The sequence below is a fragment of the Ureaplasma canigenitalium ATCC 51252 genome, from assembly GCF_000712165.1.
GTDB classification, from domain to species: domain Bacteria; phylum Bacillota_I; class Bacilli_A; order Mycoplasmatales; family Mycoplasmoidaceae; genus Ureaplasma; species Ureaplasma canigenitalium.
In genome coordinates this window covers 63,011-82,828 of sequence record NZ_JONZ01000005.1, presented here as the reverse complement: position 1 = coordinate 82,828, position 19,818 = coordinate 63,011, and the positions used below count along the sequence as shown (strand labels likewise).

At 32.0% G+C, this 19,818-nt stretch carries 16 protein-coding genes and 1 tRNA gene; 11 read left to right on the top strand and 6 right to left on the bottom strand.

The features are described from left to right. Nucleotides 1-2: 2 nt before the first annotated feature. Both T416_RS0101575 and T416_RS0101570 read right to left on the bottom strand, forming a co-directional pair. Nucleotides 3-1,688, bottom strand: a complete 1,686-nt coding sequence (locus tag T416_RS0101575; protein ID WP_031489081.1) for a DAK2 domain-containing protein — start codon at nucleotides 1,686-1,688, stop codon at nucleotides 3-5. A gap of 15 nt (nucleotides 1,689-1,703) precedes the next feature. Beyond that, nucleotides 1,704-1,970 carry a hypothetical protein gene (locus tag T416_RS0101570; protein WP_031489080.1) on the bottom strand — a complete coding sequence of 89 codons (267 nt, stop codon included), beginning with the start codon at nucleotides 1,968-1,970 and terminating at the stop codon, nucleotides 1,704-1,706. Between the two features lie 174 nt (nucleotides 1,971-2,144). Here T416_RS0101570 and rpmB point away from each other — a divergent pair, with 174 nt between their 5' ends. Further along, nucleotides 2,145-2,342 carry a 50S ribosomal protein L28 gene (gene rpmB / locus T416_RS0101565; protein ID WP_031489079.1) on the top strand — a complete coding sequence of 66 codons (198 nt, stop codon included), beginning with the start codon at nucleotides 2,145-2,147 and terminating at the stop codon, nucleotides 2,340-2,342. Between the two features lie 105 nt (nucleotides 2,343-2,447). Here the strand turns inward: rpmB and rplS are convergent, their stop codons facing one another. The 3 genes from rplS to T416_RS0101550 form a co-directional block, all read right to left on the bottom strand. Further along, complete coding sequence (gene rplS / locus T416_RS0101560) at nucleotides 2,448-2,828, bottom strand: 50S ribosomal protein L19 (RefSeq protein ID WP_031489078.1); 381 nt, start codon at nucleotides 2,826-2,828, stop codon at nucleotides 2,448-2,450. Between the two features lie 20 nt (nucleotides 2,829-2,848). After that, a complete protein-coding gene (rpsP, locus tag T416_RS0101555; protein WP_211246918.1) occupies nucleotides 2,849-3,157 on the bottom strand; it encodes a 30S ribosomal protein S16 in 309 nt (102 codons plus the stop codon). A 72-nt stretch (nucleotides 3,158-3,229) separates the two neighbouring features. After that, the gene (locus tag T416_RS0101550) at nucleotides 3,230-10,000 is read right to left on the bottom strand and encodes an ABC transporter permease (protein ID WP_031489076.1); all 6,771 of its coding nucleotides are present in this window, start codon (nucleotides 9,998-10,000) and stop codon (nucleotides 3,230-3,232) included. Between the two features lie 155 nt (nucleotides 10,001-10,155). Here T416_RS0101550 and rplK point away from each other — a divergent pair, with 155 nt between their 5' ends. The 6 genes from rplK (at nucleotide 10,156) to truA (ending at nucleotide 15,640) form a co-directional block, all read left to right on the top strand. Then, complete coding sequence (gene rplK / locus T416_RS0101545) at nucleotides 10,156-10,611, top strand: 50S ribosomal protein L11 (RefSeq protein WP_031489075.1); 456 nt, start codon at nucleotides 10,156-10,158, stop codon at nucleotides 10,609-10,611. Between the two features lie 2 nt (nucleotides 10,612-10,613). Beyond that, nucleotides 10,614-11,306, top strand: a complete 693-nt coding sequence (gene rplA / locus T416_RS0101540) for a 50S ribosomal protein L1 (RefSeq protein ID WP_031489074.1) — start codon at nucleotides 10,614-10,616, stop codon at nucleotides 11,304-11,306. A gap of 155 nt (nucleotides 11,307-11,461) precedes the next feature. Then, nucleotides 11,462-12,292, top strand: a complete 831-nt coding sequence (locus tag T416_RS0101535) for an energy-coupling factor transporter ATPase (protein ID WP_051675922.1) — start codon at nucleotides 11,462-11,464, stop codon at nucleotides 12,290-12,292. Then, entirely contained in the window at nucleotides 12,277-13,596 is a 1,320-nt protein-coding gene (locus T416_RS03510) for an ATP-binding cassette domain-containing protein (RefSeq protein WP_245600632.1), read from the top strand. Before T416_RS0101535 ends, T416_RS03510 begins: the two co-directional genes overlap by 16 nt. Before the next feature lie 5 nt (nucleotides 13,597-13,601). Then, on the top strand, nucleotides 13,602-14,915 hold the full coding sequence (locus T416_RS0101525; protein WP_031489071.1) for an energy-coupling factor transporter transmembrane component T: 1,314 nt from the start codon (nucleotides 13,602-13,604) through the stop codon (nucleotides 14,913-14,915). Nucleotides 14,916-14,917: 2 nt separating this feature from the next. Next, the gene (gene truA / locus T416_RS0101520; protein WP_031489070.1) at nucleotides 14,918-15,640 is read left to right on the top strand and encodes a tRNA pseudouridine(38-40) synthase TruA; all 723 of its coding nucleotides are present in this window, start codon (nucleotides 14,918-14,920) and stop codon (nucleotides 15,638-15,640) included. Here truA and T416_RS0101515 read toward each other — a convergent pair. Beyond that, nucleotides 15,621-16,532: a DegV family protein gene (locus T416_RS0101515; protein WP_031489069.1), complete on the bottom strand. Its 912-nt coding sequence runs from the start codon at nucleotides 16,530-16,532 to the stop codon at nucleotides 15,621-15,623. The genes truA and T416_RS0101515 overlap by 20 nt on opposite strands. A gap of 101 nt (nucleotides 16,533-16,633) precedes the next feature. Here T416_RS0101515 and thrS point away from each other — a divergent pair, with 101 nt between their 5' ends. From thrS to T416_RS0101495, 4 genes are all read left to right on the top strand, one after another. Continuing rightward, the gene (gene thrS / locus T416_RS0101510; RefSeq protein WP_031489068.1) at nucleotides 16,634-18,379 is read left to right on the top strand and encodes a threonine--tRNA ligase; all 1,746 of its coding nucleotides are present in this window, start codon (nucleotides 16,634-16,636) and stop codon (nucleotides 18,377-18,379) included. A 70-nt stretch (nucleotides 18,380-18,449) separates the two neighbouring features. Then, a complete protein-coding gene (gene rpmG / locus T416_RS0101505) occupies nucleotides 18,450-18,617 on the top strand; it encodes a 50S ribosomal protein L33 (protein WP_031489067.1) in 168 nt (55 codons plus the stop codon). Between the two features lie 11 nt (nucleotides 18,618-18,628). Next, on the top strand, nucleotides 18,629-19,708 hold the full coding sequence (locus tag T416_RS0101500; RefSeq protein WP_031489066.1) for an aminopeptidase P family protein: 1,080 nt from the start codon (nucleotides 18,629-18,631) through the stop codon (nucleotides 19,706-19,708). A gap of 9 nt (nucleotides 19,709-19,717) precedes the next feature. Continuing rightward, nucleotides 19,718-19,792: transfer RNA gene (locus tag T416_RS0101495), tRNA-Trp, on the top strand. Nucleotides 19,793-19,818 lie beyond the last annotated feature (26 nt).

Sequence of the window (19,818 nt, the reverse complement as noted above, 5' to 3'; positions counted from 1 at the left end):
GACTATTGAACTCCAATGTAGTATTGATAAACTGATTGTTTGGTATTTCTTATTTCACAGAAAAAACCATATTTTTCAGATACATATTTTTCAATCCGGTGAAGATCCGATAAATTTGCTTCAAGACCGTAGTATATGTAAAGGATTTCAGGTTTTTTAACTGTTGAAATAAGTAGTTCGATAGTCTTTAAAAGGGTTTCGTATTGCTCCTTAGTTGAAACTACGATTGTTTTGTTAATGATTCCGATATAGTCACCTGTTTTTACATTGATGTGTCCGTAATGAATGTCTCTGACTGATTTGCTAATCAAAGCACTTTTTGCTTTTTTATATGCTTTATTCATCTGCTTTAAATTAGCAATATAGTCAATTGTCGGGTCATATTTAAAAGTTGTAACTAGAGTTTCAAAAACATTTTTTGCTGGAATAATATTGACAAGGATCTTATTCTCGTGTGCGATTTTAGCTGCCTGTTCAGCGGCCATAATTATGTTTGAATCATCAGTAATGATGTAGACATATTTTGAGTTGCATTCGTTTATTTTGTTTACGAATTGCTCAATGCTTGGGTTACCGTCATTTTCACGGACGATGATGTGTTCAATTCCTAGTTCCTCGAGAAACATTTTTTTAAAGCTTTCGCTTGGAACTGTGACGATGATTTTAGGAATATTTGAAAGTTCACCGTTATTATTTGGTTTAACTTTAACACCTTTTCGTTCCATATTTTCATAGAACTGGTTAGTCATATTTTCGAACTTGATTTTGTCAAATTCACCATACTTTTGCGAAACTAGTAGGAGTTTGTGCGGTGTTGTTGTATGTAGATGCACTTTTACGATGTCTTGGTCTTGGATGACAACAAGACTATCACCAAATTTAATCAGTTCCATCTTATATTTTCCTAGGCTGAAATCACTTTTTTCTGGACCATCAGGAACGATTTTTTGCTTCAAGGTCATAACAATTTCTGAACAATACCCAAAACCGACTTCTTTATCAATTTCTGGATTAATAAATTCAATTTCAGACTTAACTGCACTTTCCTTAGGAGCAATTAATGTACTTTCATCAAATTGACCAATTAATTGTTCATACATACCTTGAAGGACACAAATTAAAGCGTAACCACCAGAATCGACAACACCAGCCTCTTTTAATGAAGGCAGGAGTTCAGGGGTTTGTTCTAAAGCATTATTCGCCTCTGCAAGAGCAAATAAAAACAATTCATCAATGCTTTCAAATTCACCGTGTTTTTTGATTTCATCGTTAGTCATTCTTACAATTGTAAGAATTGTACCTTCGACTGGATTTGATACAGAATTATAAGCACGTTGACAAGCATGGTCAAAACCGTCGATTAAGTTCTGTAGACTAACCTCTTTTGTCTCGCTCTCAAGAGCTTCAAGAAAACCACGGAATATTTGGGAAAGGATGACACCAGAGTTACCACGAGCATTCATTAAAAGACCACGGTTAAAGTGTTTTGATAAATCCTTAAAATGATCGATTGTGACACTTTTTAAACTTGATAAAGCACCGTTCATTGTTGTCTTCATATTTGTACCAGTATCACCGTCTGGAACAGGGAAGACATTTAATTCGTTAATGTAGTCACTATTAATTTCTAGAGTCTTTGCTCCTGCACGAAGCATTTTAATAAATAAATCTAAATTGATTTGTTTCATGTAACTTCTCTTCCTTTATCCAATTAAGACATTAACGACCACATCGTGATTTTTAATTTGATTAGTTAACTCGTAATAAGCGATGTTTTTAACTTCAATCGCGACACTAATGAGATTAATGATTTCATCTGATATATAAATTTCAATGAAATAAATATGGTTTTGAAAATCGCAAATTTGATCTAATATTGTAAATTTTTTAACACCTGGTACCTTTTTGATCGAAGTACTAAGGAGTTCTTTAATTAAATTATCACTAAATTTAGTTTCTTCAAAACTCATGTCAATCAACAGTCCAATTCTTAGTTAACTTAATAATAAAAAAAGGTAATTGATACTTACCCTTATTATATTTTATATTTTACTTTAAAATAGTTTTTTTAAAAAAATATATTATATATTGTTGTATAATGTTTATTATGTTATTTACAGATTTTAACCTAGGAGGTGTTTAGAGTGGCTAAGAAAGATCAAATTACAGGTAAAGGTCCATTAAGTGGTAATACTCGTTCACATGCGATGAATCACTCAAAACGTCGTTGAAACCTTAATCTACAAAGAGCAACTGTCAAGTTAGATGATGGCACAACAGCTCGGGTACGAGTAACTGCAAAAACTTTGAAAACACTTAAAAAACACAATATGTTAGGTTAATAATCAATTTAATCAGCTATTTGAGAATTTATATTTTAAAACACCATTTCCTGGTGTTTTTATTTTTCAGATAGTAAAAAAAATAACCACAAATTGTGGTTATCCTTAAGCCTTAGGTTGTTTTCTAAGTTCTTTAATTCGAGCTGATTTACCAGAACGTGATCGCATATACGAAATGTATGCACGACGTACTTTACCGTAACGAACTACTTCGATTTTTTCAACTAATGGTGAGTGGATGTTAAAACTTAATTCGACACCAATACCGTCAGATTCTTTTCTGACAATAACTGTTTCACTTACAGAAGAACCTTTTCGACGAAGTACAACACCTTCGAATTTTTGAATTCTTGTTTTTTTACCTTCAATAATTCGGTTATGTACTATAATTGTGTCACCAGAAGAAAATTGAGGAATGTCAGTTTTAAGTTGTGTCTTGTTAACACTATCCATTATCATTCCTTTGTTTAGTTTAAAAACAGGCATGTTTTGACCTTCCCTTTCTTTTATTTATTAGTTTTTTTTAGTTCTGCTTTTCTTTTTTTGTTTGCATCTTTAATAGCAATGAATTCTTTTCAGACTCCTTGATCACTTAAGATGTTTTTAATTGTAAGAGTTGGTTGAGCACCGTTTAGTAATTGCTTTAATGTTCTTTCATGATTAAGCACTACTTTACCATCAATTGGGTTATAGTGTCCTAGATTTTCAATGTAACGACCATTTGCTTTAGTCTTAGCATCCATTACAACAATTCTAAAATATGGCTTCTTATGTGTACCAACTCTAGTTAAACGAATTTTTACCAATGCATTCACCTCATTTAAGATTTAGTTAAAATATACACTATTTATTTCATAGTGTCAAGTTTTTTTACTATACAGGGTTAATTAATTTAATGTTGAGTTAAGAACTGTAGGTAAATGGAGTTTCTTCGTCATTTGATATGTGTATAATCAAGCACAAAGAAGAACTAGTGCTACAAAACCGAAGGAAGCCACGAATATTCATCATGGAATTGTAGGAATGATGACGATACTGAAAGCACTAAAGATTGCATTTTTGTAGAGCTCAATTACCCCATAAGATAACGGTGTTGCAAAAACTACTGTAAGGATTCAAACAATTGGGTAAATGAAAGCGAAACTATTGACATTTCTAAAATCGCGAACACCAAGAATCTTCATCATGGCAATTAGGTTTTTCGATTCATTCGCAAGTGTTGTCGCAATAAGGACAATGATAATGATTAAGACAGGCATTAAGGAAAGAATTACATTTAACATTAAAATTGATATGGTATGGTCAACTATATCTGAAAAAACTTCGTTTTTAATGTTCGCATCAACTCTAAGGAAAGAAGCAATATTAGCTTCTTTTCCAAAGACGGATTTGATTTTTTCTATTAATTTAATATAGTTCTCATCATTTAAGGCGGGGAACACTCCTTCTTTTACTCCACTATGGGCATTAAAGTAGTTATTAATTTCGGCTCAACGGTTTTGAAAAATTCAGTATGTTTCATTCTTCACAAGACCGTTAGTATTAAACTCGGGTCATTCAACAAGTGCCGGAGAAAGTCCTGATGGAGAGTAGAAAGAAATTAGATTATCAAAGAAAAGGGGATTTTTTTCTTTGGTAAAGAATCCGTTAAATGCCCGTTGCTTAATAATCGGGAAGCCGTTTTCTGTTTTTGTTTTTTCGATGTATTCATCGAACCCAATGAGTTTATTTGCGACTTTTTGGTTAATGAAGAATTGCTCACCAATTAGTGAATTAGTAATTCCGACAACCTTAAATTGACTGCTATAGCTGGGACTGGTGTTAGTTCACTTATGGTTAAAGCGATTAATGTGATTGGTAAGGTTAAAATCAAAAAGGTCATTTACCTTAAGGTGATATTTTTTTGCTGTTACTTTATTAATGATTACAGGATAAATTACTTTATTTAAGGAAGATTCATCACTTATTAAATTAATTAAATTAACATTATCTTCACTAATTAATTTAACTTGAGTATTATCTAAATTAGGATTAATGTTTTCATCGTAATTAATTCCAATAATTTTAACTAAACTCGCTCCAGGAGCGGTTTTTGTTTGTAAGTTACCGTCAAGGTAGGTATATGTTTGTTGGATTTTGGGACTATCGATATTAACCGCTTTTAGAGCAATCTTATATTGTAGATTCTTAGTTCGTTCGTGTGTCATCACCTGAATTATTAAACGAACAAATTCGGGTGAAAATTCACCAGCACCACCGTCAGATGCTACACCTTTCTTTGTATTTATTTTTCAAACACCATCCTTCTTAATAAAGAAGTTGTTTTCATCATCGAGACTTTTTGGCGCTTCACCTGTTTTAGTTCATAAACTGATGTTTTTTAGAATCCCATTATTATTGAAGTTCGGTACATCATAAAGTCGATCGACTTTTTTACCATTAATAATTTCATAACCAAAAACCTTAAATGCTTCTTCAAGCATTTCATTTTCGTGTAACTCAGCTTTGGCTACCGAGTTTTGAGGGAGAAAAGTTTTGCTAAATACTCACGGATTAAATTCAATTTCAGAATTTGTTGCTCTAATTTTAATATCACCATCTAGACCAGATTTAGTAACTATTTTGGAGTTAAAAAAATTAATATTATTGTGTAATTCAGGTTGTGTACTAACTGATGGGAAATAAATATTATCGTAAGAATCCCCGTAAACAGGATTGGTTGTACCTAGGTTATTAATTTTACGGAAAGCATTGCTGTAAATTTCACTAGCATATGGTAGGTGAGTGTCTACAACCTTATTAATAAGAATCTGTTCATTTTTAAAAATACTTGTGTTTACCCCAATTGTTACATCTTTCACTTCATAAACATAACCAGTTGGTAGTTTCGAGTATTTAAGAATTGCTTGGTCAAGTCGATCAAGATATCCTTCGTAGGTAGCTTCTTCTATGTTTAATGATAAACTAGGATCTTGTAGGAATGATTGCTGTCTTTGTTTTAGAGTAATCTTGATGGGTCGGTTTTTCTTTAGAACATCAAACACAATATTGTTTGTTAGTTCATCATAGTGACCGTATAAGTGATTTTCAAATATACGTACCGAAGGACTAAATTCGTGTGATGTCAAAATCAATTCATCGCCAAGAGTTAATTTATCAATGCTATAAAATTGCTTTCGACTTAGGAAGGGAAGTTGATCTAAGTTAAAAATTACTTCTCCATTATCATTAGCAAGGGCATTTATAGTTTCACTAGTTGACCCGATTTTATAAGTCAAGGTTAAATCTTTGTTACCGTATTTACTTTTATCTAGTTTGAAATAAACTTGATTAGTTTTAAAATCATTTTTGAATAGAGTTTTTCCATTTGTATAGGCATAGTATTTAAGTGGTTGCTGTTTTTCATCGTTTATTTCAATAATCCGTTTACTTCCAGCTTGCTCATCACTAAATACACCAAGAATGTTTAAGGTTTGATTTAAATGGTCGAGACTTGAAAGATTGAACTGGTAAAAACCATTTTTAATTAAACCGGCAAGATGATATTCTTTATTGTTTTCATCGACTAATTTAAGTTCTAATTGGTGTTTAGCATCTTCACTAGGAACCGCACTAGACTTGACTAAAAGCATTTGTTCTTCATTTTTTAGATCAAGCAGATAAGGTTTATTTTTATAACTAATAAGGTCGGGATTAATGTTGTTTTGGTCAAGAATTATCTGGTCTTTTAATGTTAAATTCTTGAAGGTTAAATTTTGATTAAGAAGTGATTGGTAAGGAATTTTTACTTCACCATTTTGGTCAATTTTTGATGCGATTGATAATTTATCACCATTTGGTTTTAAGAAGTTTACTTGCACTTCTGTATTATTTAAATTATTAAGTGGGATAGGGATATTATTTTGTTGGATATTTCGTTTTAAGGGTGATGAAATAGTTGAAAGACCTATCCGGTCGAAAGATTCTGTTAAATATAAACCACCGTACTCAGTTGGAGAATATAAATCAACGGCATACAAATAATTACGTTGTTTATTTGTGATATCTGAAGCTTGACGGAAATTATCTCGTGTTGTAACGATGATTGTAGTTAGAATGCTAAAAGTTGAAGCTATTCCTAATAGCATCGACATTTTAAGAGCATTTGCGACAACATAAGTTGCACTTAATTTTGTTGTACTATTACGACGATGGAGTGCTTTTTTAACAAAACAAACAGCTTTGGTCGGGACAAAACCAGCATCGTTCCTCATAATGTTCGGAATTGGTTTACTTAGGATTATAAAGTTAACGATAAAACAAATAATGCTTAATGTAATAATGACAAAAGAAGGAATAGCAAAGATTCACCCAACCGACACTGTGTGTTCTGGTAGGGGAATTGTATAGTAGTCCATAAATAGTTTGACAATTAGCGGAGCTAGGAAATAAGAAACTGTATAACCGACAATTAGTACGAAGATAGCTGGAATGGTAATGAACGGGATGAAGGAAAGAAACAAGTAAGTTCGGTTAATTCCCTGAGCATGCATCGCACCGAAAATCGTTTTATTTTTATTTAATAGAGTTTTGATACTTAAAGCGATAAAGTAAACCGAAAGAATAAAAACAATTAATGTTAAACTAACACTAACAGCGACAATGATGTTTTTGATTCTATTTAAAAAGTTGGTTCGTTTGTAATGAAGCGGAAACAATGAGTTAGGGTTATTAATCTTTGAAAGATAAATACTATTATCACCTTGAAACTCATCTTTTAACTCATTGTAAAGAATTGATTTTTTTAAAACATCATAACGGTTACCGTTCGTTTTAATTGTGTAAAAGTTATCTACCTTTACACTATTATTAAAAGTTTTTAATTTATTAAAACCAGCTTGGTTTAAATAAAGCACAGTTGTTTTTGATGTATCAATTAGAATATCTGTTTGACTAAAGGAAGGAAATAGAAAATCGGGACTTTCTAAACCACCAAGAATATAGAAGAATTGACCGTTAATTTCTATTTTGTATTGATCATCAACTAAGTACTTAATTCAACTTAAATAGTCTTTTGCGACCTTTTTACGGTGACCGTTAGCATCGATTATTTCTCTTACAGCAGGCTGATTATCAAAAACAATATATGGTAATTTAAGAGCTTCGTTATATTCTTTGATATCCCCAACTTTTTTTCTTTCAGATAAAGGTAATTTTTGATTATTTAAAAAACTATTTGAAACATAAGCAATATCGCCAGAACGGTTAATAATATTAAGAGTAAATGGTAGGAAGATAATCCGGTTAATATAAAAATAAGCTTCAATTAACACACCTTGTGGAGTATATTTTTGATTAGCAAAGCGGTATTGCTTGATAAAACGACTTAACTCTTTTTTAAAAGTTTTGAAATCTTCTTCGTTTTTTGCTTTTCATTGATTAAAGTCAGCAATTGTTGGTTGACTTTCAATATTTTTAATACCTTTGTCAAAATTAATGATTGAGAGAGAAGAATTTGATGTTTCAGGATCAAGTTTTGTGTCTGTTAAGTGATAACTATTACTGATTTCATCAACAATATCAACAAGTTGTATTTTTCGACTAAACGAATGGTCTTGTTCGTTAATGAATACATAAAAATTATCCCGGTAAATTTCACCTTTAATGTAATGATATTCATTGTTTTTTGTTTTATCATTATAATCAACAAAAACCCCGTATGCTGGTTTATCAGTATTGCCTTTTTTTAGTTTAAATTGATATTGTTTATCCCTAAATGGTAGTAATATCTCATATAGAAAAGGTTTAAAGGAATATGCCTGAGTTAAATATTGATTTGATAATGTTCAGTTACCATTGAAGAAAAGACTTTTGAAGAAGTAAAAAAAATCATTAATATACAAATCATTAATTTCAATATATGGTGTGTAATCACGGTCTAAAATATCAATGTTTTTATTAGATTTTGGGTCGTTCTCATATTGTTTAATAATTGAGTCACGAAAAGAAGTGTAATGATTATAAGCAAGTGAAAAACGCTTTAAATTTTCATCATTATCAGTATTGAAAAAATGTCGTTTATATTTTTTTTTGTAGTTGGAACTATTTTGAAATTCTTTATCTATAGCGACAGGGTTGTCGATTCAATTTTGTTTGTCAGCAATTTTTCCCTGGAAGGTATAGGTTGGTAAATCGCTATTAGTAACGATATAGTTAGTATTGGTTTTAGCATCGGTTAGGTTAGTTGTTTGGTGTTCTTTATAAAAAAGATCGTACTTATTTAATCGAGCGGTAAAGTGATTCTCATTTAGTTTATTTGAAAGAAATTGAATGGATGAAAGTTCATTTAATTTTGTTTGTAAACGAACCTTTTCATCACGAAGGGTCTTAGCTCTTGTTGTCCCTACAAGGGTATTTCCAAGGAGTCGTTCCTCGTCCTCAATTTTTTTAATATTAAAAATTAGTTGGTTTATTTCTGTGTTATTAATGTTTGCTTGGAAGGTAGAAACATCGTAAAACTCAGCAACCTTTGAACGCAACTTGTTGCTGATTTCTTGTTTTGCTTGACCGATGATTTGAAGAACGGCATCTATTTGTTTTGGGTCCTCGACCATTTCTTTAGAAATGTAAACTTTGTTTCTAAAAAGATCACGGTAAACAAGTGCTTTATTCTTGATATCAAGTTCTTTACTTGTCTTAATTGTTTTATCGTTTTCTTTTAGGTATTTAGCAAACAACTTATATTTAATTGGTAGTAGATCTTCATTAATGAAAAGGTCGATACCGTAAAAAGGAGCACTAACTGCTTCGGTATTTATTTTTGAAACCAGAATTTCAAATGTTTTACTAAAGTTTAACCAGACCGGATCATTAGAATGAGCCTTTTGATTATTATTACTAGACTCAACAACATTAAAGGTATTTAAGTCTAATTTAATAAGAGTATTACCTTCATAATTTTTAATAGGTTTAAAAGGAACTCCACTTTTTTGAAAATCAAAGGGTTCCCCGAATGGGTCACCTTCTTTGACAATTGCGGTATTAACATTAATGGTATTAGAATCGGTATCGACAAAGTCACTTCGGTAAATAACACGACCACCATTTAAATGCGATGCTCTTTTAAGACTAAGAACACCATTATGTTCTTGAAATACAAGATCATTGTAGTTTGTTGCTTTGTTTTGGTCACTTACCTCGTTATTATCAAATCAGAAAACTGTTTTAATTCGAAGGTCATTAATTTGGTCTCATGAGTAATTTCCGGTAAGGTTATAAATTTCATTAGGGTTATTTAAATTAATTGGAAAAAAATATTGAGATGGAGTATTTGAATTAGGATATTCAAGGTCAATATATGAAGGTTTATCTTTACTATATTTCGCTTTGTTATAAATATAGAAATTTTGGATTTTATCATCGTGTTTAACTATTTTATCGTTAATTTCAATCTCATTGAAGTGGATTGTTTGATCCTCTTTTGATGAGATAATAAAATCACTCTGCAATCCAGAGTTAATGATGTCATTTTGGGCTTTGTCAAGTCGCTGGATAACGGTAGTAGATGTAGTGATGATAATTGTTGAAACAACCATTAAAACAGCAAGTTGACCCATCAAAATTTTGTTTTTGAAGAGCAAGCGAGACATACTCTTCATTAGTAAACGTAAACCCTGCATTTTCTTACCTCTTCGTTATTTTACATTAATTTTTATAACTTGATTTATTTTTCTTTTAGAGTAAAATATAATAGTACTTTTGTACAAAGAGCATGCAGGAGAGTTAACTCGATAAACTGCGTAGCGAATACTATTATTAAAGAGAGGTGTTGCGTGTGGCTCCAAAAGCAAAGAAAAAGGAAATCACGAGAATTGCCAAATTAAACCTTATTGGTGGACAAGCTAAGCCAGGTCCGGCTCTTGCGTCCGTTGGGATTAATATGGCTGAATTTACTAAGGCTTATAATGACAAAACTAAGGGTGATAACGGAAAAGTTATTCCTGTTGTCATTACAGCTTATAAAGACAAATCTTTCGATTTTGTTATTAAAACAACCCCAGTTACTTACCTTCTTAAAGAAGCTGCGAAAATTAGTTCTGGAAGCAGTAATGCGAAGAAAACAGTAGCAACTATTTCAAAGGAAAAGGCACTTGAAATTGCTAAATATAAGTTACCTGATACAACAGCTTACGATGCTGAAAAAGCATTAAGTATGATTGCAGGTTCTGCTAAACAAATGGGGATTGTCATTGAAGGTGTTTCTCCGTATAAGAATAAGGAGGTTAAATAATAATGGCTAAATTAACAAAAAAAATGAAAGCTGTTTTAACTGACTTTGACAAGCAAAAAAATTATTCATTACTTGAAGCTATTAAAATTGCTCAAAGTAAATCTATTACAAAGTTTGATGGTTCGATAAGTATCGCAATTAAATTGAATCTTGACACAACGAAAGTAGAACAACAACTTCGTGGATCAATTTCTTTACCTCACGGAAATGGTAAGGAAGTAAGAATTTTATTATTAACAGATGACACATTTAGCGATGCCGATTTAAAAACAGCTGGTGTTGACCATGTTATGGGAAGTCAAGACCTTGTTAATATTGAAAAGATGCTAAACCAAATTGATTTAATTATTACCAACCAAAAGATGATGCCGATGCTAGCTAAATATGGTAAGTTATTAGGTCCACGTGGTCTTATGCCTAACCCTAAAATAGGAACTGTGGCAAATGATGTGCTTAAAGCTGTAGCTGACTTTAAAAAAGGTCGTATTGAATACCGAACTGATACATATGGAAACATTCATATGGCGATTGGTAAGGTAAGTTTTGATGCGAAAAAAATTGAAGAAAATGCTATTTCATTAATTAATTTAATTAAGTCAAAGAAACCAAGTACAGTCAAGGGTCAATACATTCAAAACATTTCAGTTTCGCCAACAATGGGTCCTGGTGTAAAGGTAACGATTGCTAACAACTAATCGTCTTAGTTTTAAGAGATAACACCTATGGTGTTATTTTTTATCCTTTCTTTCAAAAAATGTAAATTTTAATTTATAATTAGTAGTTAATTAAAGGGGTACTTTTCTTGCTAAAGACACAAAAAGGATATCATATTGCTTCGCTTGATAATGCGATTGAAAATTCAACTGTCGCTGTTGAATTTCAAAATGTATTTTTTGGTTATAACGAAGATAGAACCGTCTTAAAAGACGTGTCCTTTTCGATTAACAAAAATGAATATATCTGTATTATTGGACATAACGGAAGTGGTAAATCAACCATCTCAAAAGTCTTAACCGGTCTTCTTAAACCACAACAAGGGACTATTAAACTTTTTGGTATCGAAATTTCAGCTGTTAATCTAAAGTATTTAAGAAATAATATCGGAATAGTTTTTCAGAATCCAGATAATCAGTTTGTTGGAATTACCGCGGAAGATGATATTGCTTTTGGTCTTGAGAATAGAAAAGTTCCGCAAAATAAAATGTGAGATATCATTAATGAAGCCGCCGGGGCTCTTGATATTCAAGATTTATTAAAGAAGGAATCACTTGAACTTTCTGGTGGTCAAAAACAACGGGTTGCCATTGCTAGTGTTCTTGCTATTAATCCGAAGGTTATTATTTTTGACGAATCAACATCAATGCTTGATCCAAAAGGGAAAAATGAACTAAAAGATTTAATGGTTTCCCTTCGTGACGTTGCACAAAAAACTGTTATTTCAATAACTCACGATATGGAAGAAGTAGTAAGAGCGAATCGAGTAATTGTAATGAATGATGGCCAGGTACAATTCATCGGTACCCCCGAGGAGGTATTTCAGGATGAAGAGAAGTTACACCAAATGCAACTTGACATTCCTTTCACTCTTAAACTTTCAAAACTACTAAGAGAGAACGGAATGGATGTCAAGCTTACTTTAAAGAATGAGGAATTAATCAATTCAATATGTCACAAAAAATAAGAGAATTTTTTCATGATTTAAAGTACATGATTTCAAGCAAAAATAAAATTGTACGAGAAGTTCCTGATAATATCGCAATTCGGGTAAGCAACTTGTATTCTATTTATGACGAGAAAACGGAACACCAACTTGTTGCACTAAACAACATTAATTACGATTTTGAAAAAAACAAAATTTATTTCATTATTGGTAGTTCAGGTTCTGGCAAGACAACTTTAGTTACCCATTTTAATGGTCTTCTTACTTCTAAATATGGTTATGTTCAAGTTGGTGACATTGTTATAGGTGACCACTTTAATATTACTCCTCATTTAATCGGTGCAATCAATACTTTTGATAAGAAAATTATCAATGTTCTTTGAAGATATAAACTTGACCAATGAACTTTTCTTATTCTTTATTCAAAAGAAATTGATAAGCAGAAAGCTAGCATTTTGTTTGAAGCGAAATACAAACATAAACCAAAAAAGATTTCGTTCATTAATAATCTAGAGTTCACTAATAATAAAGAATTAATGGAAAAGTGCAAAATTGGTATCGTTCGGGTATCGCAAGATGTTTTACTTGAAATTAAGAACAAATTTAGTTTCGATGATTTAGAAAATATTACCCCGAATGTTCCTGAAATTAAAACTAACTACAAGTTTAATAAAAAGATTAAACGATTTAAAGATTTACGAAAAAGGGTTGGTTTTGTTTTCCAGTTTCCTGAGTATCAACTTTTCAAAGACACCATTGAAAAGGATATTATGTTTGGACCGCTTAACCTTGGAGTTAAGAAAAAAGAAGCGAAGGAACGAGCGAAATTTTATTTAAATAAATTAGGACTTGACGATTCTTACTTAGAACGAAATCCATTTGGTCTTTCAGGTGGCCAAAAACGTCGTGTTGCGATTGCCGGAATTCTTGCGATCAAAAATGATATCCTCGTTTTTGATGAACCGACCGCGGGTCTTGATCCTGTTGGTGAACAGGAGATGATGAAAATTATCCTTGAAGCTAAAGCGGAAGATAAAACTATCTTTGTCATTACTCACACAATGGATCATGTTCTTGAGATTGCTGATGAAGTTGTGGTAATGGACGATGGTGAAATTATCGCATCTGGTGATCCTTATAGTATCTTTCTTGATGAAGACTTAATGAAGTCATCTCCTTTACAATATCCAAGAGTTTTAAGCGTTGTTAAGCAATTAATTGATCGTGATAAAGAAAAATGGTCTAAACTAATCGAATATAAACCAAGAACCGTCGAAGAGCTAGCTGATAAAATAAGAATTATTAATAAAAAGGAAAGGAGTTAATAACGATGAGTGCAGGTAGTTACATAATCAGAAACAGTGTAATCCACCGTTTAAATCCAGCAATCAAATTTGTCTCTTTTATCTTTTTGATAGCGATGATTTTCCTTCCGCTAGGTTTTTTTGCTCAATTAATTATTGGTGTTTTTATTTTAATTATTTTCTTTCTTGCCAAGTTACCGAAAAGAATATTATGGAACATCTTTAAATCGGCAGTTGTCCTCTTTGTTATCCTTCTCGCCATTAACTGGATAACCTATAAGGATCCGGTGGCTATTTTTAATATTCATAATCATAGTGATGTTTTTCTTGGAAGGTTTGAATGGGTTTCTGGACCAATTAATAAAGATCTCTCTAATCTTTCTTCGGAGGGAGCCGGAGTTGAAGCAAAACACTTTAACCTTGTTAGCAATATCTGGGGTGGAGAAATTAAAGGTTACATAAGTGGAGATTTAATTAAGAATTTAATTGAAAAACCAGGTTACGGAATTAATCAATTTATGACAGAAAACCGTCTTACAGTAAGCAAGATTAATTCGTCTTTTACATCCCTAAACGAAATTTCACAAGCTAATTTTGATCGGACTTATAGTGGTCTTGAATTTGTCTTGTCAAACAAACAAACTTTACCTTATTCACATCTTGCTAGCTACCTTGCTTCAAATTCCTTTAACATTGAAGGTGTTAAATATCAAGGAATTACTTTAAGTGGTGTTAATAATGATAATGGTAATGAATATACATCGATAATTCTTACTAGATCCGCTTTTTCACTTTCTCCAATCGCGATTCAACTAGCGACTTATATTACTATCAAGATTTTCTTAATGATCACCCTTTCAAGTATTCTTACGAGTACGACAAGTTCGATTGAATTAACAAATGGTCTTGAAGATTTATTTTCACCTTTCAAAATTTTTGGTTTGCCGGTTTCGGAAGCCTCAATGATGATTGCGATTGCTCTTCGATTTATACCTAGTTTACTTGATGAATCGAAACGAATTCTTAATGCTCAAGCTTCACGTGGAGTTGACTTTAAAAATGGTGGTTTCCGTCAAAAGGTTAAATCGTTAATTGCTCTTATTGTTCCGCTGTTTAGTATTGCTTTTAGAAAGGCAGAAGACCTTGCGAATGCAATGGAGGCAAGAAGTTATAATCCCCGTTATGCGAGAACTAGATATCGTCTCTATCCGATTACTTTCATCGATTGTCTTTTAATCGCAATTCTCTGTATGATGGTAGGATTTATGATTTCACTTTCCGTGATTAAACTTTATTTTACCCCCTTCGGTATCTTTGAAGCCTCCGCACTTTTCTCTTAATTATGAACTATAAATTAATTATTCAATACGATGGTTCACACTTTTTTGGTTCAGCATCTCAAAAAAACAAACAAACAGTTGAAGATGTTCTAACTCTTTTCTTAAGAGAGCGTTTAAAAAATGACCACCTTAAAATTATTTTTAGTGGTCGTACCGATCGTGGGGTGCATGCGCTCGGTCAGGTTATTAATATACATATTGATAATAAGATTCCTGCTGATTCCTTAAAGAAGATGATTAATCGTCATTTTAGGTATATAAAGGTAATTGATTCAGTCGTTGTGGATGATGCTTTTAATGCCCGATTTGATGCGGTTAGTAAAACATACCAATTTCTGCTTGATACCGAGCAATTCTCTCTTTTTAAGAAAGATTATGTCTGACAACTAAAAGAAAAGATTAACTTAAATAAACTAATTGAAATCAAGGATGTTTTTATTGGAGAGCATGACTTTCTTTCTTTTTCGACAAGCGAGCTAGAGAATACTAAAAGAATAATTAATTGAATTACTATTGAAAAAAAAGATTTCATTGAAATCACAATTAATGGTAATGGTTTTTTACGCAGTATGGTTAGAATGATAGTTGGCATAATGGTTAAATATGCTACGAATAAAATCTCAAAAGAAGAAATTATCAGTTTTTTATCGGAACCAAGAAAAGGAAGCGGGAACATTGTAGCACCCGCTTCTGGTCTTTACTTAGTTAATGTATATTATGATTAGGTACTTTAGAATAATGTACCTTTTTTATATCAGTGATAAACTGATAACCAATTGCTCCTTTTCAAACATAAACAAGGAAAATACATGGTGCCATTCTCACTTCAATTTGGTTATCTTCTATCAAGAATCGTAGTTTAACTTCGTTTTTTAATGCTTCAATCTCATAGTCTTCAAGTCCAGCATGAAGCACACAAACTTTTTTAATATGACTTTTATCTAATAGTCCACCATATACATTAGAAACAAGATCCATAATTTTTCGAGGGGCTTTTTTTATTCCAGCCACCACTCCAGCGTTGTGATTTTTATATTCTGATTTAATAACTGGAACCAGGTGAATGATATTCATTATTCCCCCAACAAATTTTGGAATACGACCGGATGCGACAAGCCCTTTTACATTTTTAGGACACAAAAAATTACTTGTATAATAATGGTGATTCAAACATAAATTAGCAATTTCTTCGTCCGATGGATTTGTTTTTAATAATTCTTTTAAACTGTAAATTAAATCCTCGAGTGCATAACCGAAATTTTCCGTGTCGTATACAAACAGACGGTCAGGATAATCTTTTGATATATTTTTCATATGGTTATATTGAGAACTAAAACCACCGGAAATACCGATAAAAATTATTTTTTCATACTCTTGAATTTTATTCTCAATAAGGTCATGCATTAAACCGAGTGGAGTACAACTTGTAGAGTAAGTGTAACCATTATCAAGTTCGCTAAAAACCGCTCCTGGACTAGTTTCTTTCCCGTTATCCAGAAAAACCTTACCATCGCTTCTGATAATACTTAGCGGTAATATAACGATGTCATTTTCAAGTGCATATTCCCTGTTAATAGTGCATGAGGAATCAGTAATAATTAAAAAAGGTTTTTTCATTAATCTATTTAATCCCTTTCTTACTTATAATTATAAAATATAAACATTATTTAAAACTTTTAGTAATTATAAGAAGAGTACATCATTAATATTAGGTAAATATGTATAAATTTATACCAGAATTGAACCACAGTGCAGCACATGTTCTTGCTTATGCTTTAACAAAACTTTACCCCGGTGTTAAGTTATGAGTGGGTCCAGCTATTGAGGAAGGTTTTTATTATGACTTTAAACTTCCTGAAGGTCAAATCATCACCCAACTTGATTTGCAAAAAATTGAAAAACAAATGCAAAAAGTCATTAGCGGCGCTTATGAATTTATTCGTGAAGAAGTATCTTACGAAAAAGCACTTGAACTTTTCAAAATGAATGAATACAAAATCGATTTAATTAATAAATATAAAGATGAATTAATTACGGTTTACCACACTAATGATTGAATTGATCTTTGTCGTGGTGGACATGTTAACAATACCAAAGAAATTAAAGCATTTAAGTTGCTTTCATTTGGTGGTTCATACTATCAAGGTGACAAAGATAAGGATCAACTAACGAGAATTTACGGTGTCGCTTTTACTGACAAGGAACAACTTGAAGAATACTTAGTTGAATTAAACGACCGAAAAGAACGTGACCACCGAAAGATAGGGAAGGAACTTGAACTTTTTACTTTTAACAATTTAGCTGGACAAGGTTTACCTATTTGACTCCCTCACGGTACTATTATTAAAAAGCAAGTTGAAGACTTTATTAATCATCTTCAAGATCAATATGATTTTGAACGAGTTATGACTCCGATACTTGGTTCAATTGATTTATATAAAAAGTCTGGTCACTGAGAACACTATCAGGAAAATATTTTTAAACCAATTGAATTTGATAATGAGCAGTTAATTTTGCGTCCAATGACATGTCCGCACCACATCCTTGTTTACCAAAATAATTATCATTCATATAAAAGTTTACCATTAAGACTTTGCGAGCACTCTATTTTACATCGTTACGAACACTCAGGTGGGTTGACCGGTTTTGAACGAGTACGTGAGATGATTCTTGAAGATTGTCATGTCTTTTTAACAATTGATCAAATTAAACAAGAAGTTAGCAATGCTTATCAAATGATTTGTAAAGCTCATGAGGGTTTAAATATTAAGATACACGAGGTTCATCTTTCTTTAAATGACGAAGATGACACTGAGAAATTTCACAAGGATCCAGAAATGTGAAATCGTGCGCAAGACACTCTAATTAAGTTGCTTGATGAGTTAAAAATCAACTACAAAATTATGAAGGGTGAAGCCGCTTTCTATGGTCCTAAAATTGACTTCCAAGTAAAAACGGCACTTAATCGAATTATTACGATTTCAACAATTCAACTTGATTTCTTACTTCCAAAGAAGTTTGAATTAAGATATATTGACAGTAATAATGAACAAAAAACTCCTGTGATGATTCACATCGGTATTATCGGAACCTACGAACGTTTTCTTGCCATTTTTCTCGAGCAAACAAAAGGGATTCTTCCGCTTTGGTTAACTCCTAGACAAGTTGTCGTGATTCCAGTTAACAATAATCTACACTTCGATAAATCATTTGAAATTACTAAATTATTGAAAAAAAATGGAATTAGATGTTTCCTTGATGATCGTGATGAACGTCTTGGCAAAAAGATTCGTGAAGCACAAATAAGCAAGGTTGCTTACCAAATTGTCATAGGTGACGAAGAACTTCAACTAAAAGATGCGGTAACATACCGAAAATATGGTTCAATAAATCAACAAACAATGAAAACTGATGAGTTTATTAGTATGTTGAAAGAGAAGATTGATAATAAACTTGAAGGTTAAAAAAGTTTTCTCTAATATTTATTACATAATGTATAATAATAGTTATGTTTTGTTAAGGAAGGTGAGTTAGGTGGCAGTTAAGCGTGGAGTTCGTTTGCAATGTCAGGAAACTGAATGCAAATGCATTAATTACATTACACGAAAGAATGCTAAAAGTAACCCAGATCGACTATCTTTAAATAAGTTTTGTTCTACATGTCGTAAGGTTACTTCACATATCGAAATTAAGAAGAAATAAAGGTGATAGTTATGGGGAAAAGTTTTAAATTAAATCAGGTTTTGAAAGTAATTAACGAACATGCTAGTCAAGGAGTTGACGGTTTAGTTCTTCATTCAACTTATAATCGTTTTTGATTCCTTGAATTCGCAAGTTCAGATGGTTATGTTTTAATAAATAAAAACGGTGACGCAATTTACCTTGTTGATGCTCGTTACTATACAGCAGCGAAAGAAGTTGTGACTAATGCAAAAGTAGTTTTGCTAGCTCGAACAGAAGAAAAATCAGTTATCGACCTACTTGTTGATGCTGCTAATGAACTTGAAATTGAAAATGCTCTTGTAGAAGCTGATTATATTACTCTTGAAACACACGAATTAATTAAACGTTTTGTTCCTAAAACAACACCTTTTACTTCAGCACACCTTCGTGCTATTAAGACGAAAGAAGAAATTAATTTCCTTCAAAAAGCTGGTGACATTACAGCTGATGCATATATTTGACTACGTGAAAATGTCGATGTTGTTGGTTTAAAAGAAATTGAAGTTGCAAACATTTTAACTAAAAAAATGCTTGATCTTGGTGCTGCTAAGAATTCATTCGATCCTATTGTTGCCTCAGGACCAAACGGTGGTTGTCCGCACCATCATCCTGGTGATCGAGTAATTGAAGATGGTGATATGGTTACCGTAGATATGGGTTGCATTGTAAATGGTTATTGTTCTGATATGACAAGATCATTTATTGCTGGGAATAAACCAAATCCCGAAATGCAGGAAATTTACGATATAGTTCTAGCGGCACAAACAAAAGGAATTGAGTTAACATCATCAAAAGTGACAGGACAAGAGGTTGACACACTTTGTCGTTCTATGATTGATAGTACAAAATATAAAGGTTACTTCACTCATGGTACTGGTCATGGTGTTGGTATCGAAGTCCATGAATTACCAAATACAAATGGAGGCAACAAAGAACTACTTCCAGTTAATAGCGTAGTCACTGTTGAACCAGGAATTTATATTCCAAATGTTGGTGGTGTAAGAATCGAAGATACTATCGTTGTCACTGACGGTGTTGCTATTAATTTAACAGGAAGAGCACCAAAATAGGTTCTCTTTAAGGGTATAGTTCAACGGTAGAACAATGGTCTCCAAAACCATGTGTTGCGGGTTCAAATCCTGTTACCCTTGCCATAATATTTACCAAACTTTGACAAAAG